Below are 21,307 nucleotides of genomic sequence, written 5' to 3'. Positions count from 1 at the left end.
GTGCAGATCGGATGGTGTCGAGACTCCGGGCTCGCGGAGTCATGGCGCATGTGGTCGAGGCAGGTGTTTACGAGTTCGGTATCAGGGTCGTGCTCGACGAAGATCTCGAAGCTCTGTGGGATCTTGACGGGGCTGCCGGTCTTGACGCGGAGATCGTCAGCGAAGGCGTGCTCGTCGGCTTCATCCCGCATGTTCCCGGTTCGGAGAATTTCACCGAAGATCAGCTCGTCAACAGCATTGCAGCGACGGATTATGCCGTAGGCAACCTTGGCGTCTCGACGGGCCTTCCCACTACGGAAGCCCGGGAATCCGGCGACGTTCAACCGAATTCAGTTGCGCGTCGTCAACGCCGGGCCCATTGGATCCGGCGAAGTGGAAAATGAGACATGGCTCAAGGGCGGTTCCTCGAAATGTAATTATCGGCCCGAGGTGGTCGATGATGGTGCCTGTGGCCGGATTGGGCAGCCCGAATAACGGCGCAAGCTGCCGTGGTGCACGTCGTGCGATGGTAGGCGCATTGAGCATGGGGCCCGGCGGCGGTCGGCCGGGCCCCACGTCGTGTCAGCGGCTGTCAGCCGACCTTGCTGTTGGTGTTCGCGCAGTGCTCGAAGCAGGGGCTGCTGACGAAGAAGCCGTCGTCGTCGAACAGGTGACACATGGTCGGCTGGAGCTTCCTGAAGGCTTCAGTGTTCCGGGCGGTCGGGAGGGCGGCCCGACCGCCTTCTCCCTCCACCCGGTTTGGGCTACCCGGACGTCGGCGAGGAGGCCGAAGTGGGCCGAGCCGTCATGTGCGTACACCTGCAGGACGGGCAGCAAGGGCCATGACGTATCCGCGGGTATCTCGTCCCAGGTGATCTCACCGTGGTACGCGAACGCCGTCGACCGCTCACCTCGGACGTTGGCGGGGCGGTGGGGCTGATCGCGCATCAGGTGACGGCGACCTGGGCAGGTTGGCCATTCTTCATGTTCCGGCCATGTTGGCGGTCCTCCTGCGGAGCTGTCACGCGGGCCGGGATTCGCCGGTGCAGGGTGCAGCCGGATTGATGTCCTCGCATGTGCGGCGAGCTCGGGAAAGACCGAGGTGACATTTAGCGGCCGCGGCGGGGACACGGCGGCTTTCATCGCCGCCGACGGTTCCCCGCGCAGACAACACGGGCAATTGGAAGGCCTCCAGACGGCCATGGCCTCTGGACAGGACAAGCGGGCATCTCCTTGATCACACGCGGCATCGTAGGGTGGTCCGTTCATCCGCAACAGGGACGCCGGCAGCGGCTTCCAGGACCTCGGCCGGGGCGACACGCCAACTCAGCCCGCAGCTACCGCTGCGCGGGCGGCCTCCAAGACCACACGGTGGCCGTCGCGCCGGTCCACAGGGGTGGACCCACAGGATCCGCCCGCCGCGTGCAGGTCGGGACAGCCCTGAGGCTCCCCTCCGTCCTGGCCATAGGCCAGATCCCCGGGCGGCCCTGTGAGCACTCGCGAGGTTCTGCGTGATGGCCCCGGCGCCGAAATCACGGCGTGCCAGTCGCCTGGGCGAACGGTTGTTTTGAGGCCACTTGAGCAGTTTGTGGATCCCGGGACTTCCCGAGACCGGACGGGCCGCGGCACCCGTGGTGGCGGGTCGCACCCTGGGTGAACAGGTGAACACCCATGCAGCGCAAGGCAGTGGACCGGGCGACTGCGGCGGCGCGACCGACGTGGGTCCGAGTACCGAGGATCTCGCGGCCTCGGGAGGACCGGGACGCAGATTGTGGGGCCCGGCCGGCAGCGGTGGGCGACGCGCTCCCGTCCACTGCGGATGCCGCTGAGGGCGCGGCGTCCACGGAGCGGGCCGCGGGCAACCCCGCACGCTTCGGCGCCGGAGCAGGGCCAGGAGCCGCTCCTCGGGCCCGAGGCAGCCGAGGCCTGCCAGGCCAAATGGGCGGCTGCCCAGACTGCCTTCGTCGACGATCCGCGGGACTCCGTCCGCACGGCCGACGCCTTGGTCGCCGAGGTCATGCAGACGCTGGCCCGGTCGTTCGCATCCCGCAAGGAAGGGCTCGAAAGGCAGTGGGGCCGGGGAGAGGAGGTCCACGCCGAGGATCTGCGCATAGCGCTTCAGCGTTACCGTTCGTTCTTCAACCGCCTGCTCAGTACGTGAGGACTGTCCAACACCAGGTCCGTTGTGTCCGAGCCGCCGGGCGTGGAAATGGGCTCACTCTCCGTGAGGCGTCGGCAGTGTCAATTTCTGCGCGCCCCTAGAGGAAGCGGTCCTGAAGGGCTGCCCGCACCGACAGAAGAGCCGGATCCCACGCCGTCGGATCGACACCGGCAAAACCGCGCCGATGGCTGCTGAACGCGTTCCTGCGGAAGGCACATACTTTCCTGTAGTAACCATGCACTCTTCCTGAGTTTCCATGGAATCCCAACGGTTCATACATCAACCTTTTCTTTCGGAAAAAGCTAAAGATGTGGACTGAACGCGGGCTGCTCGTGGCTCCGAACGTGTCCACGAACCGCCAAATTAGCATCGGTACCTTCACCAGCCTGCATGCCCGCACCGGAGGGGCCCCTGGTGCGGGCCAAAGGCGGTCACGAGCGAATTCGACAGAGGCAGACCGCGAATAGCGCGGCTATATCATGTCGGTGCGCATTGCTAACCCGAGCGGCTGAGCGAGACTCAGAGCAGCCCAGTGCTCAGAGGCCGTCTTTCCTACCGAAGAAGCAGCAGCATGGCCGTTGGAGAAAAGAGCGCCGGCGGTGAACGTCGGCAGCCGTCCCGGAGCAAGGCCACGGAGTCGCGCAGCGACAGCGCTCGCAGCACGAAGCCGCGGGTGCAACGTGATTCGTCGACATCTGGCCGCGTGTCCGCGCCGCGGGCGATGCGGTACGCGGCCGAGCAGCTTGAGGAGATGCTGGGGAGGTCGCCCGAATCCGTCTCCGCGGTGCAGCCCACCGAGGACGGCTGGGAGGCGCAGGTGGAGGTCATGGAGCTGGAACGCATCCCCGAGACCACCAGTGTGATGGCGAGTTACCGGGTGACGCTGGACCAGGACGGCGAACTGATGGCGTACGAGCAGACCCGCCGCTATACACGCGGGCAGATCGATCGGCTCGCATGACCCTTTTATGACCGCCGTCCCCGGCTGTCAGGTCGCAGGGTGGGAGCAAGGGCCGCCGAGCCGCTGATGCGGCCGATGGTGAAGGGAGGGCACCATGACCGTGGTGCCGCAAGGCAGAGGCAGTATTTCTCAAGGACCGAGCTCCGGCACTCTGTACGACGTTCTGGAACTCATTCTGGACCGCGGCTTGGTCATCGACGTATTTGCCCGCGTATCGCTGGTTGGCATCGAGATCCTCAAGGTCGATGCCCGCATCGTCGTGGCGAGTGTGGACACCTACCTGCGCTTCGCCGAGGCCTGCAACCGCCTCGACCTGGAGTCCGGACGCAAGGCACCCAGCAAGCTGACCGACCTCGTCGGAGAAGTCACCGAAGGCGGAGCCAAGGGCAAGAGCAAGGGGGCACTGACCGGCGCGATGGAGGCCGTCACCGACGCCTTGCAGCAGGGCCGCAAGGACGAGGAAGCCGAAGAGAGGCAGGAGCGGCCCCGCCCCCGGACGGCCCACCGTGCTTCCCGGCACCGGGAGGACTGAGCCATGGCCGTGTATGTGTACGCCATAACGGCGGCCACGCATCCGCTGCGCCTGGACGATCTCAACGGCGTGGGCGACCCTCCTGCCCAGCTGCGTACGGTGCAGGGCGGAATCCTCAGCGCAGTCGTCAGTGACGCTCCGCAGGAGCTGCGCGCCAAACGCCGGGACGTCGGTGCACATCAGGCGGTCCAGGAGCGGCTGATGGCCGACGGCACCGTGCTGCCGCTGCGATTCGGTCTGCTGGCCCCTGACGACGACGCGGTGCGGGCCGTGCTCGAGGAGAACGCCGAGCGGTACACGGAACGGCTGGCCGCGCTGGACGGGTGCGCCGAATACAACCTGAAGGCGGCACAGGACGAAGACGCGCTGCTGCGCCAAATCCTCCAGGAGTCGCCGGAGGCCCGAAGACTCAACGATGACATCCGGGCCGGCCAGAACAACCCCGACCTGCCGCTCGCCTTGGGCGAGCTCGTGGCGAACGAGGTCCAGGCCCGCCAGGAAGCACTGGCAGCCGCTGTCATCGAGGCGTTGCTCCCCCTCGCCCGCGATGAGCGGACCTCACAGACGGCCGGCAACGACTTCCTGAACGTCTCCTTCCTGGTGGATCGACGCCGGGAGGACCGGTTCACTGCCACGGAGAAGAACCTCGCTGCCGAACTGGGCGAGGACTTCGACTGGCGGCTGCGTGGCCCGCTGCCGCCGTACAGCTTCGTGTAGGGAGCACTCATGGGCCTGTTCGGCCAGATCCTCACTCTCCCGCTGGCACCCGTGCGCGGCGTGGGCTGGGTCGTGGAGCGTGTCGTGGACGCTGCGGAGCGGGAGTACTACGACCCCGGGCCGGTCGAGCGGGAGCTCGCGGAGCTGGAGAAGGCGCTCCTGTCAGGAGCGATCGACGAGGAGACGTTCGACCAGCGCGAGGACGAGCTGCTTGACCGGCTCGACGAGATCAAAGCGCACCGGGAGATCCGCGGGACATGACCGAGATTTCGGCGATGATGAATGCGATGCCAGGCACTGACCTCCTGGGAGGCCACGGCCGCGGGGCACGGGGGTGGACGAGAGCGCCTGGCCCATCGCCCTGTGTCTCGTCGGCAAGAAACCTGCAGCGGCCCACCGACCCGGGCTGGGCCCGTCCGCGCTCATGTCGACAAGCAGCCGCTCAAGGAGTTGCTCCACGCGGGCAGGAATGCGGTCGCGCCCGGCCTTCAGCCCGGGGTGGACCTGATGTCTGCCCGCGCCGTAGTTCTGCTTCCAGGCGCTGGGATCCAGGAAACCGAGGTCGATAGGCCGTGACAGAACCCGTTGCCAGCAGGTTTGGCTCCCTCCCATACAGGTCGTCCCCGCAGTACGCCCAGGGGTCCTCTGCCAACCTCGCCGACATTCTGGAGCGGGTGCTCGACAAAGGCATCGTCATCGCGGGCGACATACAGATCAACCTTCTCGACATCGAACTGCTCACCATAAAGCTCCGCCTGCTGGTCGCATCCGTGGACAAGGCCAAGGAGATGGGAATCGACTGGTGGGAGCACGATCCCTCACTGTCCTCCCGCGCGAACGGCAGTCGCGAGCTGGCAGAGGAGAACAAGCGCCTGCGCGCGGAGATCGAAGCTCTGCGCGAGGACGCGGAGCTTCCGGCGGCCGAAGAGCGCCGTTCCGTGACCGAGAAATCGCCGCATGCGGCGCCGCAGCGCCGGCAGTCGGCCAAGGTCCGCCCCAAGAAGCGGGATGAGTGATGACCGAGCCGATCAGTTACACGTATGCCGTGGTGCGAGACGCCGACGGACTGCCGGATGTCCTCGCCGGCATTCAAGGCGTGGCGCGGGCCCCGGTGCACCTGGTACACGATCGGCATGGTGGTGACGTTGCGGCGGTGGTGAGCCCTGTGCCGCCCGAGGACTTTCAGGAGGACGCCCTCAAGCGGCACCTTGAGGACCTGGACTGGCTTGAGGCGGTGGCCAGGGCCCACCACAGCGTGGTTGAGGCGTTGTCCGCCCATACCACTGTGCTTCCGCTGCGGCTCGCGACCGTGTATCTCGACGACGAGCGGGTCGCTATGACGCTCGACGCTTGCCAGGACACGTTCAGCGACCGGCTGTCCCGCTTGGCGGCGCACGTCGAGTGGGGCGTCAAAATATACGTCGAACCAGTAGCGGTCACGGCCGACCAGACAGACGCAGCTCCGGCGCCCGGTCTCAGCCCCGGGCGTGCCTACCTGCGCAGTCGCAGAGCACAACGGCATACACAGGAAGACGCCTACCGGTCAGCCGAACGGGCAGCTGAGAACGTCGAAGCCGCAGCCGGCATCCATGCGGTGGACCGGGCCCGGCACAGGCTCCAGCAGGGTGAACTCGCGGTCGGGTCCGGGGAGAACGTCGTCAACGACGCGTACCTCGTACCGGCGGAGCATGCTGAGGCGTTCTTTTCCGACGTCATGCGAGCGGCCGAAGGCCTGGACGCGGTGCGCGTCGAGGTCACCGGCCCCTGGGCGCCCTACTCCTTCGCCTCGCCGCCCGATGCCGAACCCGCGGAGGGGACGGCTTCACCGTGACCGGCGCTGCCAGGCTGCCCGTAGAAGCCGAGAAGGAACCGTTGCCCGCCCGGCAGATAGCCCTCATCGACCTGCTGGACCGCCTCCTCAGCGGTGGCGCTGTCCTCACCGGTGACATCACGCTGTCGATCGCAGGCATCGACCTTGTACGTGTCTCCCTGCGGGCGATCATCGTCTCCATCACCGCGCAGAACCCGTCGCCCTGGGCGGAGGGCACACCACAGTCGCGAGACGACCATGACGAATGAAGACCGCGGGCCCGGACGTCGCTTCGACGAGGTCGCCGACGCGGCCACGCGGGCTTTCCGTCTGCTGCCCGCCACGTCCCAGGACGAGAAACCTCCGGCGCACAGGACGACACGCCGGATCGTCGCGGAACCCGACACCGTGGAGCGTGACCTGGTCAAACTCGTCCTCACCCTCGTCGAACTCCTGCGACAGCTCATGGAGCGCCAGGCTCTGCACCGCGTCGACGAGGGAGACCTCACAGAGGAAGAGGAGGAACGCCTCGGGGCCACTCTCCTGATCCTCCACGATCGTATGAACGAGCTGTGTGCCCGGTACGACCTGACCATGGAGGAGCTCAACCTCGACCTCGGCCCCTTGGGGACCCTGCTGCCGCCCTCCGAATAGCTACTCGCACCACGATGAAGTGAATTGCGGCCGTTCAGTCCCGACCGGACCTGCCCTTGCTCCGCTCGGCCTTCGCAGCACTCGCGGGTACCCATTACTTCGCGTACCAGGCAATGGCGAGTGCGCTGTCGGCAGCCGCCAGTGGTCCGAACGCCGCCACCACCCGCGCGGGACGATGTTGCTTCAGAGCTGAGAGGCGGCCACAGGGCCGGTTGCAGCTCGCTGCGATGCAGTCGTCGGCACACACGGAACCGGCCCGGGGGAAAGCCGATGGCCCGAGGCCGGATCTTCGATCGATTACACGGTGCGTCTGGGCCCCAAGGGGTTCCAGGGCCACACCACCGTCCGTCGCCTCGATCCGCCCGGTGCGCTCGAACTCGAGGCGGACAGCGGTCCGCTGGGCACGGCACGGATCGCCTTCGACATCCGGCCCTGGGGCGACAACACTCTCGTGATTGTCGACGAACACCCTTTGCGCGGGCCGGGAGGGCAGTTCCACAACGCCGCCCTCGACGCCCTCCTGCAGATCCGGCACCGCACCATGCTCGGGCGACTCGCCAGGGCCGTCGAGGACATTCAGCCTGACGCTGACCACCCGTGACGCACGGCGGAGCGACCGCATGGACGGAACGGAACAGCCGTCCGTCCGGGACGTCGTCTGCTCTCGGCTGTCGTGGCCTTGGCCGGTGTCGGCGGCCGCCCGGTAATCCCGACTCCCACGGAGGGCTCAGGAGCATCCGCTACGACACCGACTCCCGGACCTTCTACGAGCGCAAGCGCGGCGAGGGCAAACGCCATTCACGCCCTGATGTTGCTGTGGGAAAAGGCTTCGGCGCCCGCCGCGTGTCCCGTAGGCGCTCTGGCAGATCCCGCCACTGCACCCCGGTTCGGATCCGGTACAGCACCCCGTCAACGACCTGCCGATGAACCCGCTCCCTTGGTCATCGGCGGGAGCGCATGCCCGCCCGGCCGCCTCCAGCCGCGGTCACTGACCTGCCGATGGCAGCAATGGCGGTGGCAGCCTCGGTGGTGGCAGCCTCGGTGGTGCGCTTCACAAATCCCGGACACCTCGAAGCGTCCGGGGGATCGCCCGGCGTGTACGGCGCGATTCTGAGGGCGCGGCCGCGCACAGTATGTCCGGGCCGACTGCGGCCGCGACCATCCAGGAGAACGGAGACACCGGTGACGGTGACCAGCGACGGGATGACGGGCGATGAGCTTGCTGAGAGCCTGCTGCAGGGCGTGGGCAACGAGCGGACGAGGGCGGCGACCCGGCTCCTGGGCGCGCACCGCGACGGCTACTGGCTGCGGCGTCTCATCGATGACCAGGAGCTCGCGGACGCTGTCGGTGGTCCGCTGATCGACCGGTCCGGCATCAACCCTGCGGTCAGTTGGGACGCGCTCAGGCGGCTCATGCTTACTCTGGGGTGGTCGCGCCGGGCCTCCCGCAGCGAGGTCGCCGTGCTGGAGATCGCAGCCTCTCTGGTCGGGGAGTGCGCGGTACAGCTCCGGGAAGTCATCCACGCTGTCGACCGCTGCGAGTTCCGGCTCATCCTGCGGGCGCTGGAAGAGGCCGCCTACGGCGACGCCACCTGATCCTCGGCCAGGCCCACCACCGTGCGGTGACCTCCGGGGGAGACGTCATCGGCGGGCGAGCGGTGCGTGCGCCCGCACCTTCGTACGGCGAAGCTGGGGGCGCGGCCGGACGGAAGCGTCCGTCATCGCGGTCCTGGAGGGCGTGCACGACCTGCGAGTCGCTCGGCGACGCCGAGGAGCAGGCCGACCACAACCGCGCAGCAGATCCGTGAGACCCCTGGTCACATCGCTGACCTGTGAAAACGTACATCAGAGGAACCCATGAGACCGTCCTACGCGGGCGTGCGCCGGCCGGCATCGCCACCGTGGTGGCACCGCGGTTCGGTGGAGATCGTGGTCCAGTTGGTCACCGTAGCGACGCTATCCACGAGTGCACCGGTCTGACCAGCATGGCCCGGCGGGGTGATGGGCGTTGATGCGTGGCGAGCCGGTGCCCCACGCCGACGTACGGCGACCCCCGGCACTCACTCGATGCCGGAGGCCGGCTGCGCGCGGCAGTCGCCAAGGACTGGCGGCCGCCGTGGCGGTGCGGGACATCCCTGCGGTGACCTTCGGGTGTACTCGGCGATTCCTCGGATACCCCGCATCCGCCAAAATTATATGTCCGATATGCGGCCTCGGCCCGGGTGCTCAGCGGTTTCGTCGTGCTCGGCGTCCGGGGCAGTCAACTCGCCGTGGGGGCGGTGCAGATGTCGCGCTGATGGAGCATTGTCCAGCAGCCCGGAGAAGTCATGATTGGTGCGTATACCGTGCGGTCCCCCGGCTCGGACCACAGTTCCGCGACTCCCTCCTGGATCCAGCCCCACCAGCTCCAGGAGACCTCGCCGTACCAGCTGCGCGTGACGACGCTCGGGATGCAGCTGTGGGAGCGTGCCGTCCTGCTGTGGAGTCACCCGCGGCCGGAACTGCGCGTGATCCCGGACGGCTCGAAGCTGCGTGTCCACCACGAGGGCCGGGAAATCAGCGTGATGCAATTGAATCAGCCCGGTGCTGCGCAGGAGGTGCAGTTCACTGCCAGGCGCTACGGCACTGCATAAGTCGGCATCCTGCAACGACCTCAGTGCCTGCGGTCTGCCGTGATGCCCACTCAGAAGCCGTTGTCTCACCGATCATGACCGTTGAGTTTCCGCTGGTGCAACGGACAGGGCGGGAGCAGTCGTGTCCGCCGATGCAGCACATCGCTGATTGCCAAGCGCGTGGACGCCGCTTTCCCCTTGCTGACCGGCTCATCAGCGTCGCCGACCCGCCGAGGAGTCTCCGTGTGGCATGACATGCTGGAAATTCAGATCCCTGTCGCGGAAAAGGTGCTGCGCACAGTCGTGGTCTACGTAGTCATCGTGGCGCTGTTCCGTTTCAGCGGCAAACGTAGCCTGGCCAATCTGAATACGTTCGACTTCGTCGTGATCTTTCTCCTCTCCAATGTTGTCCAGAACGCCATTATCGGCAGGGACGACAGCCTGCTGGGTGGAGTGATCGGCGCCGTCACGCTGGTCGTCGTGAATGCCCTGCTGAACCGGTGGCTGGCGGCTGACGTGCGCGCGGCCCACATCGTCGAAGGCACATCGACCACAGTCATCCAAGACGGCTCGATCTTGGAGAGAGCATCCAAGCGCCTGGCACTGCGCTCCTCGGAGCTCGAACACGCTGTCCGGATGCAGAACGGCGAGACAGTCAGCGATGTCGCCCTGGGACGCCTGGAGCCGGATGGTCAACTGGTCATCGTGCTCAAACCGTCCAAGACCCAGGCGAGCCGTGGTGACATCGCCAGGCTGGAGGCGCGGCTCACGGCGATCGAGAACCTCCTGCGGTCGGGCGTCGGCGGTCCCCACGGAGGAAGTACGGAGCAGAACGGCGCTCCATGACAGCAGCTCGGACTGTTCGGCCCAGGCGCATCGCTTTGGACACGCCGAGAAGGAAGGTTCCGGTGCGTCGCCGGGGCGTCACGACAGCCTGGATCAAGGCCCGGGAACTGCTCCGTCAGGGGATTGAGCACGTGGTCAGCGTTCGCGGCACGCAGCTCAGGAAGGGCGCAGTGGCCGCTGGCGACCCCGATCGCCGTCGCGTTCGCCACATGGGCTGCCTCAATGTCCGGGGAAGCGTCGGCGGGTGCGACGACGTCGCCCAGGACGAGGGCAAGCAGCCAGGCATGTTCGGGAGGTCATTTTGGCGTGGTGGTCGGCCGGTCCGCGTAGCGGCGGCCGGCGCATTACCTCGTGCCAGGTGCGTGCCCGGGCGTACTTGCGGACCGTACGGCGGTCCAGTCGACATCTGTGACACGGGCTGGTTCCTAGTCGGGCAGGTGGTAGACGGCGAGGGCCGCGGTGTCGTCGTGGAGGCGGTTGTTGCTGTAGATGAGGAGGTCGTGATGGAGACGATCGAGGAGTTCCCGAGGCTGGAGGGGGCCCCAGGAGAGGACACGTTGGCGGAGGGGGTAGAAGGCCCCGGTGCGGTCGCGTGCTTCGGTGACGCCATCGGTGTAGAGCAGCAACTGGTCGCCGGGGCGGAAGGGGTATTCGTCGACGCGGTAGGCCTCCGTGAGGAGCATGCCGAGGTTGAGGGGCGGTGCGGGGTCGGCCGTCTCCAGCTCAGTGACTCCGTCGGGGCGGATGAGGAGGGGCGGGGGGTGGCCGCAGTTGACGATGCGGACCACGTGGTGACGGGGGATCTCCGCGAAGACAGCAGTGACGAAGCGCTCGCCCATGTCGTTTCCGGGTAGGACGGCGGCCCTGCGGTTCATGCTGGCCTCCACCCGGCGGGCAACGGCGACGAGGTCGGGTTCGTCGTGGGCGGCCTCGCGAAAGGCGCCGAGGAGGGTGGCGGCAGTCTCCACGGCAGGGAGTCCCTTGCCGCGGACGTCGCCGATGACAAGGCGGAGTCCGTACGTGGTGGGGACGGCCTCATACAGGTCACCGCCGATGCGTGCTTCCGCGGCGGCGGATAGGTAGAGGTCTTCCACCAGAATGGGGCCGATGCGGTGAGGGACCGGGCTGAGCAGGACACGCTGCGCGATCTCGGCCACGAAACGCACGGTGGCGAGGGTGCGTTCCCGGCGCATGCGGTGGGCAGCCAGGATTGTTCCAAGGACGCCGACCAGAGCGGTGCACAGGTAGGCAGCCACGTAGTGGCGCTCCCACACGTATGCCACCGAGCGGCCCGCGCAGCACGGGGTGCCGGCCAGGACCGCTTCGAAGACGATCGCGAACACGGTGACGGCAGCGACGGCAGCGGGGCCGTGGGCGAAGGCGGCGATCACGGGGAGGGCGATGAGCAGGAAGCTCACCGGCCACTGCACGGGCGTAACGGGTTCGAGCACCAGGATGCCCGCGACGTAGAAGGCGGGCAGCCAGCGCATCCAGGCGGGCGCGGCCGGCACCTGCGGGCCCCCACCGCCAGGCCGCGCTGCCGAGCGGCTCGCCGCCCCGGGGCGGCCCGACCGCCTCACTGATCACTCCGTCGCGGAGTGAGCGGCGCGAGCACGGACGCTGCCCGGTCGGAAGACGGAGCGACCGTGTGGCCTGCACGCGGACGGCGCTCCTGGCGACTCCACTCACACACCCTGTACACGCGGGACTCCTGGCACATGAGGTGGTCAAGACGTCCATCTTGCTGCGCCGCGGCGCTTCGGGCCGGCCATTGCTCCAGCCAATGGCATGTCAGGACCTTTGTGCGGGGTTGGCCCACCGGGAGGTGGCGGTGGTGCGTCCGCAGGTGTGAGTGGTGGACGACACCGGTTCCCGAAGGACGGAGTCTCCTCGCCCGGGGTGGCGAGGCGGTGCTCCGGCACGCTGGGCAAGGTCGGCGACTGCCGGATCGCCAATGCCCGGCAGTTCCGCAGCCCGGCCCGGTCGCCCACCGCTGGGACCATCATGGATCGGACTCTTCGCAAGAGCCGGGGAATCGACCTTTAAATGCGAGAGTACCCGTCGGTTCGCCATCCACATGGACACCCCGATCAAAAGTTGCACCCGCCGAAACACCTCCTGCGGGACAGGAGGTGTTTCGGCGCGCCTCACCTCATACGAAGAGCAGGTGGTTGGTCACGGGAAAGCTGGTCGACGTCCGCGGCATGGTCTCCCGGCCGCTGGCCATCACCGTGCAGGCCACCGCCCTCGACGGCTCCGGCACCTCCACTGACGACGACCGCGTCCTCGCGCGGCTCATCGCCCACGAGATCGACCATCTCGACGGTCTCCTCCACACCGCGCGGATGCGGCCAGGGGTTCAGCCGATCCCGGTCGAGGAGTACCGGCGGGGCCTGAAAGTACGGGTGACACTTGCTGAGTTGGCCCGTACTGGCCATTGGTGTCAGGACGCGGAAGTGCGACCTGCCGTGGTGCCCGTGCGGAACGGGGTGAAGTGCGCCGGGGAGCGATCGATGGGCAGGTCCGGACGCCAGGCCGTGAGGATCTGAGCGGAGCAGACGAACAGCCCTTGCGGGAGGGCGGCCAGGCTGTGCCACCTCCAGTCGCCGACACTCTCGTCCGGCTGGTCGGCGGGTTCACCCTCCCAGGCTCCGACGACGGCGCCGACGGTGACGCGCAGCACGTCGTCCACGCGGTCGACCAGCGTCCCAAGGAGGGTGACGTCCTGACTGGTTGCTTCGAGACCCGTTTCCTCGGCCAGCTCGCGCACGACAGCCTCTTCGAAGCTCTCTCCGGGCTCCACCGTGCCACCGGGGAGTTCCCACGTCCCCCGGCGGTGCCGGCCGAGCAGCAGACCCTGCTCGCCGACGAGGATGGCTCCGACCCCTACAGCCGCGTGCGGGACCGGCGGCCGGTGCGTGCGGGGGCGGCTGGAGATACGGGTCGGCTGTCGACGACGTGGCCGGCGCCTTGCCCGGACGAGCTGGATCACGACGGGGCTGTCGTCCTGCGGCGCCCGCAACAGGTCCACTGCTTCGACGGTGAAGCCGTGACCGGTGAGCAGGTCCTCCCACAACTGCGGAGTGAGCACCCACATCTGGGTGGTGATCGGCTCCTCGTCCCGTAGCCGGATGACCTGCTCACGCGGTGCCACAGTGCTGGAGGGCCCTTGGCCGTCACCGTCGGTATGCAGCGCGGAGAAGACGAGTGCAGCGCCCTCGGCGAGGCCCTCCCGAAGGGCCGGGAGCAGATGGCGCGGGTCGATGCAGCCGAAGGTCCGGATGCCGTACGCAACGTCGTAGGGCTCTGCACCGTCCAGATGGTCGGCGACGTCGGCGCAGACGAATCGCACACCGGGCTCGGCACTGTGGTCGGCCATGGCGCGTTGGTGCTGGGTGGACGACATGTCGATCCCGTCCACGAGGGCTCCGTGGGTACGCGCGAGATGCACGGCGTGATGGCCGGGCCCCGACCCGATGTCGAGTACGCGCTTTCCCCGTAGGTCGCCGAGGACCTCGGCGCCCGGGCCGACGCCGGGCCAGAACGCCCAGTCGATGCGGTCCGGCACCGGCGGCGAGTAGCCGTAGTCCAGCTGCCGCTGCCCGTAGATGGTCCAGCTCTCCTCGTTGATCGACTGCGCTGTCATGGGCGGGCTTCCTCCGAGGGGATGGGTGGGTTCAGGGCTGCAGGGAGTAGCAGTGGAAGGAGGGATCGAGCTTGGTCAGGTGGACCTGCGACCACGATGTGGTGAGCAGGTCGGCTCGTCCAGGAAGATGATCTGCGGGTTGCCGACCAGCGTCATCGCCAGGTCCAGCTTCTGGCGCATACCACCGGAGTAGGTCGCCGCCAACTTATGCGCCGACTCCACCAGGTCGAATCGTCCAGCAGCCGCGTGACCACCCGGTCACCGGAGCGCACGCGCTTCAGGTCCGCCATCAGTTGCAGGTTCTCCCGGCCCGACAGCAGTTCGTCCACCGCGGCGAACTGACCGGTCACGCCGATGACCGCGCGCACATCCTTGGTCCCGGTCACCACGTCGTGCCCGGCGACGCGCACCGTCCCGGCGTCAGCTTTCATCAACGTCGTCAGGACGTTCACCGTCGTCGTCTTGCCCGCCCCGTTCTGGCCGCGCATGAAAAAAACCGTTCCCGCGGCAACATCGAAGTCGATGCCGTCGAGCACGACTCTGTCCCCATATGCCTTGCGTAGCCCTGAAACTGGAATCGCCGAACTTTTCATGCCCCCACCGTCCCCGCCGGGCCTGACACCCACCTGTCACACCCCTGACACGACCAGTGACACGGCGTTCCACCACCTCCCGGTCAGAGCACCGCACCGCCCGCAGGTGACCGCCCGCCAACAGCGGCCTTCCGTCCTGCCCGGGCCAACTTCGCCGGAGGCCACAGGAGTTTGTGAGGTTCCGGGATGAGGCAGGACGAGGGCGAGCAGGGCGGACGCTCCCCCTGTCTCTGGGGTCAGTCCTGGAGGGCGCTTTGACGCAGTCCCGTTCCGGCATCGAAAACCTTGCCATTTAGGGGGATAAGGCGCTATCTCGGATCAACCAAACGATGGACACGACCCCGAGCCGGTGCACAGCTTAGTGTCTGCGGTGACCGCATGAGGTGAACCGGGAGTGAGGCGCGGATGAGGATGGGGCAGCCCAGAGGGGCGGCGCACGCCATGCCGCCGACGCTACGGCACGCGCTGAACGGCTTGTTCGTCTCCTCGCTCGTTGCGGCCCTCGTGGTCGTGATCGGTCCGGGTACGGCTGTGTCGAACCACGACACGTCCATCGTGGCCGCCCTGTCCGTGCTCCTCGCCGCCACGTACGCGGTGGGATTCGCCGGCCCTGCCAGGCCTGCCGGCTCTCGACGTCGCGAGGAACCCACCGAATCCGTCGGCACGACCGGAGGGAACCCGGGCCGTGTGCTGCGCTGGCTTGGCGCGCTGACCGCGGTGTGGACCTGCCTCATGGCGTTCAGTGCTGGGTTCGGCTGGCTGGGGTTCCCGCTGTTCGCACTGTATGTCCTGGTCCTGCCGCTGCGGCTGGCGGTCGTGGCCGTCGCTCTGGGGACCGTCATCGTGATCGCCGCCAAGGGAGCGGAGGCCGGCACGCTGGGGATCCCCCAGGTGGCCGGACCGCTGCTGGGCGCGCTGGTCTCCACGATGCCGGTGCTCGGGTACCAGTCGCTGTACCGGGAGAGCCAGGCCCGCCAGGCGCTCATCGCTGAGCTGATCGTCACCCGGGAAGCGCTGGCGGAGTCGCAGCGGGAGGCCGGCCGGCTCGCCGAACGCCAGCGGCTGGCCCGGGAGATACACGACACGGTCGCGCAGGGCCTCTCGAGCGTGATCATGCTGTTGCGCGCCACCTACGCCGCGCTGCCGCCGGACGCATCCCTGGCGCAGGAGCGGACCGCCGCGGCCACCGAGGTCGCCACGGCGAACCTCGCCGAGTGCCGGCGCTTCCTGTACGAACTGAGCCCGCCGCCCCTGGTCGAGACGCCCCTGCCCGAGGCGTTGCGCCGACTGGTCGACCGGAGTGCCGAGGACGGTCTCAGCACCGCGTTCCATCTGCACGGGGAGCCGTACCCGCTGGGTGCCGAGTGCGATGTGGCGCTGCTGCGGCTGACCCAGGAGGCGCTGGCCAATGTGCGCGGGCACGCGCACGCCGAGAGGTGCGTGGTGAGCCTGTGCTACCTGGACGACCGGGTGACGCTCGATGTCTTCGACGACGGCAAGGGCTTCGATCCGGAGCTGCCCCTGCAGGACTCCCGTGGCGGCTTCGGGCTCTTCGGGATGCGCCAGCGGATAGAGGAGCTGGGCGGCGCGCTCACCGTCGAGTCCGCGATCGGCGAGGGAACGGCGGTCGCCGCCAGCCTGCCGATTCCGAATGGGGTGACGTCGTGACCGCACCGCACACCGCCTCCATGGCGCAGGTACGCGTGCTGATCGTCGACGACCACCCGGTCGTGCGCCGTGGCCTGCGCGCGCTGCTCGATGACGTGCCCGAGGTCGTGGTGGCCGGTGAGGCGGGGGACGGCGGCGAGGCGCTGCGAATGGTCGCCGGGTCGACGGAGGTCGACGTGGTCCTCATGGACCTGCGCATGGGCGGCGGTACCGACGAGGTGTCAGGCGTCACCGCCGATGCGACCGGCAGCGGGCGAGGCGGCGGCGAGCGCATGGACGGTGTCGAGGCCACCCGCCGGATCAGGGCCCTGACGGCCCCGCCCCGGGTACTGGTCCTCACCACCTACAGAACCGACGCCGAGATCCTTGCCGCCGTGGAGGCGGGTGCGACCGGTTACCTCCTCAAGGATGCGCCGGTCGAGGAGCTGATCTCCGCAGTGCACGCCGTCGCGGCCGGCGAGACCGTGCTGGCTCCGCCCGTCGCCACTCGGCTGCTCGGCCGCAGGCGGGCACCGCAGTCCACACTGACCCCACGCGAGACTGAGATTCTCGTCCTGCTCGCGAAGGGACTGTCGAACCGGCAGGTGTCACGCGCGCTGTTCATCAGCGAGGCAACAGTGAAGACCCACCTGGTCCGTGTCTTCGCCAAGCTCGGGGTGGACAGCCGCACCGGCGCCGTGACGGCGGCACTGGCCCACGGCCTGATCCCCGAGCCTCTGCCCGGCCCCACCCCGCCGACCGCACGACCGAATCCTGCAGATCCGCCCAACCCCTCCGGCCGGCCCGAGTTTCCGGACCCCACAGCGCAGCGAGGTTCCCCTGCCACACCACCGAGCTGACACAGCGGCGGCCCATGGCCGACGCCGCAACACGGCACGCGGTCCGCCGTCCTGATACTGCTGCACCGCTCACACCTGAAAGTGCAGCACAACCACACACCGCATCCGAATGCAGTGATCCGACGCGGCGCCGAATTCCCGCGACCGCGTGGCTTTCGCGCGCCTTCATTCCCTCTCAGAGAAGGTCATCGCCTCAATGAGACAGTCACGACGGGCTGGGTCGACCAGATCCTCAGCCCGCTCAACCACCTCCATAGCCTACCGGCTGACACGCCGTCCAGTGCGTACGGCCCTGGGGGTGCTCACCGCGGCCTGTGTCGCCGGAACGCTTTGCACCCTGCCCGTCGCCGCAGCGACACCGGTCGCGTCGGCCGCTCAGGCTGCCCAGCCGCAGCAGGACGGCCCGGTTGTCGCCACGCACAAGCTCACTCTCGTCACGGGAGAGGTGGTGACGCTGGAGCGTCACGCCGGCGGCTTCCAGGCGGCGACGGTCGCGCCCACACCTGACGGCACCCCAGCGGGCTTCTCCAGCATGAGGGTGGGCGAGGAGGTCTATGTCATCCCGGACAAGGCACAGCCGTACCTTGCCGCGAACGAGCTGGACCGCGAGCTGTTCAATGTCACCAAGCTGGTCGAGTACGGCTACGACGACGCGCACCGCCCCGCGGTGCCGCTGATCGCGACCTACGCCGGCGCGCCGGGCAAGGCGGGCAAGGCGCTCAAGCAGGCCGCGCCGGCCGGTTCGGTGAAGGCCGACGAGCTGCCCAGCGCCAACGCGGTGGCACTGCGCGCGAGCAAGAAGAAGGCGGCGACGTTCTGGGAGGCGGTCGACGACGACAGCGCCGCCGCGACGACCGCACCGAAGCTCGCCGGCGGCATCAAGAAGCTCTGGCTCGACAAGCCGGTCAAGGTGACACTGGACCAGAGTGTGTCGCAGATCGGCGCCCCGGAAGCCTGGGCGGCCGGGTACGACGGCACCGGCACCAAGGTGGCCATTCTCGACACCGGTATCGACCCCAACCACCCCGATGTGGCGGGGCAGGTGAAGAAGACGCAGAACTTCACCGACGACCCCGACGCGGTCGACCACCACGGTCACGGCACGCATGTCGCCTCGACCATCGCCGGCTCGGGTGCCGCGTCGGGCGGCAAGTACAAGGGTGTGGCGCCGGGCGCCGACCTGTACATCGGCAAGGTCCTCGACAACGCCGGATTCGGACCCGAGTCGGGGGTGATCGCCGGCATGGAGTGGGCGGTGGCCGAAGGTGCGGACGTCGTCAGCATGAGCCTGGGTTCGCCGGTCGCCAGTGACGGCACCGACCCGCTGAGCCAGGCCGTCAACGAGCTCACCGCGTCCTCCGGCGCGCTGTTCGTCATCGCGTCCGGCAACGAGGGCTCGGACAAGTCGACCGTGGGTTCGCCGGGTGCCGCCGACGCCGCGCTGACCGTCGGCGCGGTGTCCAAGTCGGAGCTGCTCGCGGGCTTCTCCAGCCGCGGCCCGCGCAAGGGCGACTTCGCGGTCAAGCCGGAGATCACCGCACCGGGCGTGGGCATCGTCGCCGCGCGCGCCGCCGGCACCTCGATGGGTCGCCCGGTCGACGCCAACTACACCTCGGCCAACGGCACCTCGATGGCCACCCCGCACGTGGCCGGCGCCGCGGCGATCCTCGCCCAGCGCCACCCGGACTGGACCGCCGACCGGCTCAAGCAGGTGCTGGTCAGCACCGCCAAGCAGGGCTCGTACACCGCCTACCAGCAGGGCGGCGGCCGGGTCGACGTGCCCAAGGCGATCGACGCCACCGTCTACTCCAGCCCCGCTGTCGTCAGCATGGGCAAGTCGACGGCCGAGAGCGCGCCGGTCACCAAGACGGTCAGTTACGTCAACACGTCCAGCGCGGACAAGACGCTGTCGCTCCGCCTGGCCGCCTCCGGGGAGACCGGGCCCGCACCGGACGGCACGTTCACGCTCAGCGCCAACAGCGTGACGGTCCCGGCGAACTCCACCGCGAGCGTGACGGTGACCTACCACCCCGAACTCTGCGTCCTGGGTGACTACACAGGTGTCGTCACCGCCACCGCGCCCGACGGCTCCGCGATCCGCACCACCGTCGGCGCGACGAAGGGGGTGCCCACCGTCGACCTCACCGTCAACGCGATCGACCGGAACGGAAACCCGGCGCAGGGCACCGACGTGGTCGTGTTCGACCTGGACGAAGACGAGATGCTTCAGCCCTCCCTCCGGGACGGAACGGCGACTGTCGCAGTGCCGCTGGGACGCTACTCGGTCATGGGTGTCGTCTACACGCGGGACAAGGCCGGAGTCGAGATCCTGGACAGTACCCTCGCCGGCGACCCCATGGTGGAACTGAAGGCGGACAAGACGATCACGCTGGATGCCCGGCTGGGCAAGGAGGTCAAGGTCGCGACGCCCAAGGAGTCGGAGCCGAACGGCTACAGACTCGGGTACCGTCAGCAACTCCCCGGCAATTACGGGATTGACTTCATGAAGATCATGTCGAGCGCGATTTGGGATCATGCCTATGTGGTGCCCACCGCGCCGGTGACGAACGGCACCTTCGAGTTCAACTTCCAGCAGCGCAGGTACGCCCCGGCGATCCGGGCGTCCATTGCCGGGCAGGCCGGCGCGCTCCCGCTTGAGCCAGTGTTCAATGCGGCCCGGCTGGACGGCCCCAGCACGCTCCGGGCAGTCAACGCCGGCAAGGGACGGCCCGAGGACCTGGCCGGCAAGGACCTCGGTGGCAAGCTCGCGGTCGTCACCAGCGATGCCACCCGGGAGACTGCCGACCAGATCGCCGCCGTGGCCGATGCCGGGGCGAAGGGAGTGATCATCGTCGGCGACCAGCCGGGCTCCTTCTACGCCAGTGTGCCGCTCGTCGCCCGCACCGCCATCCCGGCCTGGACCCTCACCCGGGACGAAGGCGCGGTGCTCCTCGACCGGATGGCCGACGGTCCCACGCAGATCAACGTGCACGGCATCGCCAACAGCCCGTACGTGTACAACATCGCTCTCATGGTTCCCGGTGAAATTCCGGCCGACCCCACCGACGCGGTCACCGCGGAGAACTCGGCCGTGGTGAAGTCCCACTACCGCAGCACCAAGGGCACCAAACTTGGCGAGACCGGCTCGGTGGTCCGCCCGGGGGAGCGCCTCATCGTCCAGATCGTGGAGTTCATCGATGGGCCGCTGGACCGGGAGGAGTGGTCCTCCACCGGCAACAGGTGGCCGACCCTGAAGGACATGCGATGGTCCCACGCAGTCTTCCCGGACCCCACCAACATCGCCCGCCGCATGAATGACGTGCTTCGTACCTATAGCCCGGGCGAACAGCGCGAGGAGACCTGGCTGGGCGCGGCGAACGGCCCGGCCGGACCGGCGAACACCCGCGCGGTCCGCGAGGGCGACGACATGACCCTCATCGTGCCGGAGATGGGTGACAGCGAACCGGAGCATTTCGGCTGGTTCGGCGCGGCGTCCGACAAGGCGATGGTGCGGGTGTACCAGGACGAGAAGCTCCTCACCGAGACGACGCGCGCGATGATGATGCTGCCGGTCAGCCCTGACCCGGCGGCCTACCGGATCACCATGGACACGTCGCACCCGGCGTGGTTCCCGCTGTCCACCGAGACCAGCACCGCATGGACGTTCAGGTCCGCCCGGCCGGTGAGCGGGGAGGAGAACCTGGCGCTGCTCTGGCCGAAGTACGGCTTCGGCCTGGATGCGGAGAACACCGCCAAGGGTGGCAACACCTACGACTTCGACCTGGCGTTCGCGCTCCAGACCGCAGCCACCCCGGACATCGACGGGGTCGAGGTGGAGATGTCCACCGACGACGGTGCCACCTGGAGCCCCGCGACGGTGAAGACCAAGAGCGACGGCCACTACAAGGTGTCCGTCCACAACCCGGCAAAGGGCTACATGTCCCTGCGCGTCAAGGCACAGGACACCAACGGCAGCAAGATCGAGCAGACGCTGATCAGGGCCTACGCCGTGCGCTGACGCTCACGGCATACCTTTTCCGACCGCACCCCTGGCGCAAGGCACGCCCTCGCGCCAGGGGCGCACCCCGTTGTACTGGCAATCAAATACCTCGTCGAGACTCCGTATTGCCGAAAAAAATCAGCAAAGTCCTTGAAAGCGCCGGACATGTCCGAGAGTTCTCGACGTCTGTACCCGCCTGCTTGACACACCGCATCTCGGCGCAGCGCCACATTTTTGAACGCGGCGCCGGCGGCATTTTCCTGTCCATGAATCCTTCGGGTTGGATCAC

At 68.1% G+C, this 21,307-nt stretch carries 20 protein-coding genes and 3 pseudogenes; 18 read left to right on the top strand and 5 right to left on the bottom strand.

Annotated features, from left to right (window positions below; genetic code table 11):
- Positions 1-41 precede the first annotated feature (41 nt).
- Complete coding sequence (locus OH809_RS03425) at positions 42-383, top strand: hypothetical protein (RefSeq protein ID WP_406424148.1); 342 nt, start codon at positions 42-44, stop codon at positions 381-383.
- Between the two features lie 188 nt (positions 384-571).
- Here OH809_RS03425 and OH809_RS03420 read toward each other — a convergent pair whose 3' ends face one another.
- Positions 572-733, bottom strand: coding sequence for a hypothetical protein (locus OH809_RS03420; protein ID WP_406424150.1), 162 nt, complete (start codon positions 731-733; stop codon positions 572-574).
- Between the two features lie 1,065 nt (positions 734-1,798).
- Between OH809_RS03420 and OH809_RS03415 the strand changes: the two genes are divergently transcribed.
- The 10 genes from OH809_RS03415 to OH809_RS03370 all read left to right on the top strand — a co-directional run bounded on the left by OH809_RS03415 (position 1,799) and on the right by OH809_RS03370 (position 7,415).
- Positions 1,799-2,140, top strand: a complete 342-nt coding sequence (locus OH809_RS03415; RefSeq protein WP_406424152.1) for a hypothetical protein — start codon at positions 1,799-1,801, stop codon at positions 2,138-2,140.
- A gap of 571 nt (positions 2,141-2,711) precedes the next feature.
- Positions 2,712-3,101, top strand: coding sequence for a gas vesicle protein (locus OH809_RS03410; RefSeq protein ID WP_406424154.1), 390 nt, complete (start codon positions 2,712-2,714; stop codon positions 3,099-3,101).
- Between the two features lie 94 nt (positions 3,102-3,195).
- Positions 3,196-3,633: a gas vesicle structural protein GvpA gene (locus tag OH809_RS03405; RefSeq protein ID WP_406424156.1), complete on the top strand. Its 438-nt coding sequence runs from the start codon at positions 3,196-3,198 to the stop codon at positions 3,631-3,633.
- A 3-nt stretch (positions 3,634-3,636) separates the two neighbouring features.
- Positions 3,637-4,350 carry a GvpL/GvpF family gas vesicle protein gene (locus OH809_RS03400; RefSeq protein WP_406424158.1) on the top strand — a complete coding sequence of 238 codons (714 nt, stop codon included), beginning with the start codon at positions 3,637-3,639 and terminating at the stop codon, positions 4,348-4,350.
- Between the two features lie 9 nt (positions 4,351-4,359).
- Complete coding sequence (locus tag OH809_RS03395) at positions 4,360-4,611, top strand: gas vesicle protein GvpG (RefSeq protein WP_406424160.1); 252 nt, start codon at positions 4,360-4,362, stop codon at positions 4,609-4,611.
- Between the two features lie 311 nt (positions 4,612-4,922).
- Complete coding sequence (locus OH809_RS03390) at positions 4,923-5,366, top strand: gas vesicle protein (protein WP_406424162.1); 444 nt, start codon at positions 4,923-4,925, stop codon at positions 5,364-5,366.
- On the top strand, positions 5,366-6,181 hold the full coding sequence (locus OH809_RS03385; protein WP_406424164.1) for a GvpL/GvpF family gas vesicle protein: 816 nt from the start codon (positions 5,366-5,368) through the stop codon (positions 6,179-6,181). Before OH809_RS03390 ends, OH809_RS03385 begins: the two co-directional genes overlap by 1 nt.
- Positions 6,178-6,429: a gas vesicle protein gene (locus tag OH809_RS03380; RefSeq protein WP_406424166.1), complete on the top strand. Its 252-nt coding sequence runs from the start codon at positions 6,178-6,180 to the stop codon at positions 6,427-6,429. Before OH809_RS03385 ends, OH809_RS03380 begins: the two co-directional genes overlap by 4 nt.
- Positions 6,419-6,814, top strand: coding sequence for a gas vesicle protein K (locus OH809_RS03375; RefSeq protein WP_327242696.1), 396 nt, complete (start codon positions 6,419-6,421; stop codon positions 6,812-6,814). The genes OH809_RS03380 and OH809_RS03375 overlap by 11 nt, the downstream gene beginning before the upstream one ends.
- 304 nt (positions 6,815-7,118) lie before the next feature.
- Positions 7,119-7,415, top strand: coding sequence for a hypothetical protein (locus OH809_RS03370; protein ID WP_406424168.1), 297 nt, complete (start codon positions 7,119-7,121; stop codon positions 7,413-7,415).
- 163 nt (positions 7,416-7,578) lie between these two features.
- On the opposite strand, the pseudogene OH809_RS03365 reads toward OH809_RS03370, so the two are convergent.
- Positions 7,579-7,740, bottom strand: a pseudogene (locus OH809_RS03365) (transposase); the annotation flags it as partial.
- Between the two features lie 256 nt (positions 7,741-7,996).
- Here OH809_RS03365 and OH809_RS03360 point away from each other — a divergent pair.
- From OH809_RS03360 to OH809_RS03350, 3 genes are all read left to right on the top strand, one after another.
- Positions 7,997-8,410, top strand: a complete 414-nt coding sequence (locus OH809_RS03360) for a hypothetical protein (protein WP_406424170.1) — start codon at positions 7,997-7,999, stop codon at positions 8,408-8,410.
- Between the two features lie 731 nt (positions 8,411-9,141).
- Positions 9,142-9,447 (top strand): hypothetical protein, encoded by a 306-nt coding sequence (locus OH809_RS03355; protein WP_406424171.1) that lies wholly within the window; start codon positions 9,142-9,144, stop codon positions 9,445-9,447.
- A gap of 222 nt (positions 9,448-9,669) precedes the next feature.
- Positions 9,670-10,272 (top strand): DUF421 domain-containing protein, encoded by a 603-nt coding sequence (locus tag OH809_RS03350; protein WP_406424173.1) that lies wholly within the window; start codon positions 9,670-9,672, stop codon positions 10,270-10,272.
- Positions 10,273-10,697: 425 nt separating this feature from the next.
- On the opposite strand, the gene OH809_RS03345 is transcribed toward OH809_RS03350, so the two are convergent.
- The gene (locus OH809_RS03345; protein ID WP_406425400.1) at positions 10,698-11,762 is read right to left on the bottom strand and encodes a PP2C family protein-serine/threonine phosphatase; all 1,065 of its coding nucleotides are present in this window, start codon (positions 11,760-11,762) and stop codon (positions 10,698-10,700) included.
- Positions 11,763-11,990: 228 nt separating this feature from the next.
- Here OH809_RS03345 and OH809_RS03340 point away from each other — a divergent pair, with 228 nt between their 5' ends.
- Entirely contained in the window at positions 11,991-12,821 is an 831-nt protein-coding gene (locus tag OH809_RS03340) for a peptide deformylase (protein ID WP_406514833.1), read from the top strand.
- Here the strand turns inward: OH809_RS03340 and OH809_RS03335 are convergent.
- Together OH809_RS03335 and OH809_RS03330 are read right to left on the bottom strand one after the other, a co-directional pair.
- Positions 12,716-13,918: a bifunctional class I SAM-dependent methyltransferase/NUDIX hydrolase gene (locus tag OH809_RS03335; protein ID WP_406424175.1), complete on the bottom strand. Its 1,203-nt coding sequence runs from the start codon at positions 13,916-13,918 to the stop codon at positions 12,716-12,718. The two genes, OH809_RS03340 and OH809_RS03335, sit on opposite strands and share 106 nt — an antisense overlap.
- Positions 13,919-14,026: 108 nt before the next feature.
- Positions 14,027-14,511: pseudogene (locus OH809_RS03330) on the bottom strand (ATP-binding cassette domain-containing protein); the annotation flags it as partial.
- 411 nt (positions 14,512-14,922) lie between these two features.
- Here OH809_RS03330 and OH809_RS03325 point away from each other — a divergent pair.
- From OH809_RS03325 to OH809_RS03315, 3 genes and pseudogenes are all read left to right on the top strand, one after another.
- Positions 14,923-16,179, top strand: a complete 1,257-nt coding sequence (locus OH809_RS03325) for a sensor histidine kinase (RefSeq protein WP_406424177.1) — start codon at positions 14,923-14,925, stop codon at positions 16,177-16,179.
- Positions 16,180-16,199: 20 nt separating this feature from the next.
- A pseudogene (locus OH809_RS03320) lies at positions 16,200-16,886 on the top strand (response regulator); the annotation flags it as partial.
- Between the two features lie 412 nt (positions 16,887-17,298).
- On the top strand, positions 17,299-21,036 hold the full coding sequence (locus tag OH809_RS03315; protein WP_406424179.1) for a S8 family serine peptidase: 3,738 nt from the start codon (positions 17,299-17,301) through the stop codon (positions 21,034-21,036).
- The last annotated feature ends 271 nt before the right edge of the window (positions 21,037-21,307 follow it).

The organism is Streptomyces sp. NBC_00873, assembly GCF_045207415.1.
Taxonomy (GTDB): Bacteria; Actinomycetota; Actinomycetes; order Streptomycetales; family Streptomycetaceae; genus Streptomyces.
Note: the sequence above shows the minus strand (reverse complement) of the source record. Positions and strands in the feature narration are given on the sequence as shown.

What these genes read in the sequence shown, in the direction of transcription:
- OH809_RS03425 (WP_406424148.1), top strand. Translation starts at nt 42, where the DNA reads ATGGCGCATGTGGTCGAGGCAGGTGTTTACGAGTTCGGTATCAGGGTC.
- OH809_RS03415 (WP_406424152.1), top strand. Translation starts at nt 1,799, where the DNA reads ATGCCGCTGAGGGCGCGGCGTCCACGGAGCGGGCCGCGGGCAACCCCG.
- OH809_RS03410 (WP_406424154.1), top strand. Translation starts at nt 2,712, where the DNA reads ATGGCCGTTGGAGAAAAGAGCGCCGGCGGTGAACGTCGGCAGCCGTCC.
- OH809_RS03405 (WP_406424156.1), top strand. Translation starts at nt 3,196, where the DNA reads ATGACCGTGGTGCCGCAAGGCAGAGGCAGTATTTCTCAAGGACCGAGC.
- OH809_RS03400 (WP_406424158.1), top strand. Translation starts at nt 3,637, where the DNA reads ATGGCCGTGTATGTGTACGCCATAACGGCGGCCACGCATCCGCTGCGC.
- OH809_RS03395 (WP_406424160.1), top strand. Translation starts at nt 4,360, where the DNA reads ATGGGCCTGTTCGGCCAGATCCTCACTCTCCCGCTGGCACCCGTGCGC.
- OH809_RS03385 (WP_406424164.1), top strand. Translation starts at nt 5,366, where the DNA reads ATGACCGAGCCGATCAGTTACACGTATGCCGTGGTGCGAGACGCCGAC.
- OH809_RS03375 (WP_327242696.1), top strand. Translation starts at nt 6,419, where the DNA reads ATGACGAATGAAGACCGCGGGCCCGGACGTCGCTTCGACGAGGTCGCC.
- OH809_RS03355 (WP_406424171.1), top strand. Translation starts at nt 9,142, where the DNA reads ATGATTGGTGCGTATACCGTGCGGTCCCCCGGCTCGGACCACAGTTCC.
- OH809_RS03345 (WP_406425400.1), bottom strand. Translation starts at nt 11,762, where the DNA reads ATGCGCTGGCTGCCCGCCTTCTACGTCGCGGGCATCCTGGTGCTCGAA.
- OH809_RS03340 (WP_406514833.1), top strand. Translation starts at nt 11,991, where the DNA reads ATGAGGTGGTCAAGACGTCCATCTTGCTGCGCCGCGGCGCTTCGGGCC.
- OH809_RS03335 (WP_406424175.1), bottom strand. Translation starts at nt 13,918, where the DNA reads ATGACAGCGCAGTCGATCAACGAGGAGAGCTGGACCATCTACGGGCAG.
- OH809_RS03325 (WP_406424177.1), top strand. Translation starts at nt 14,923, where the DNA reads ATGGGGCAGCCCAGAGGGGCGGCGCACGCCATGCCGCCGACGCTACGG.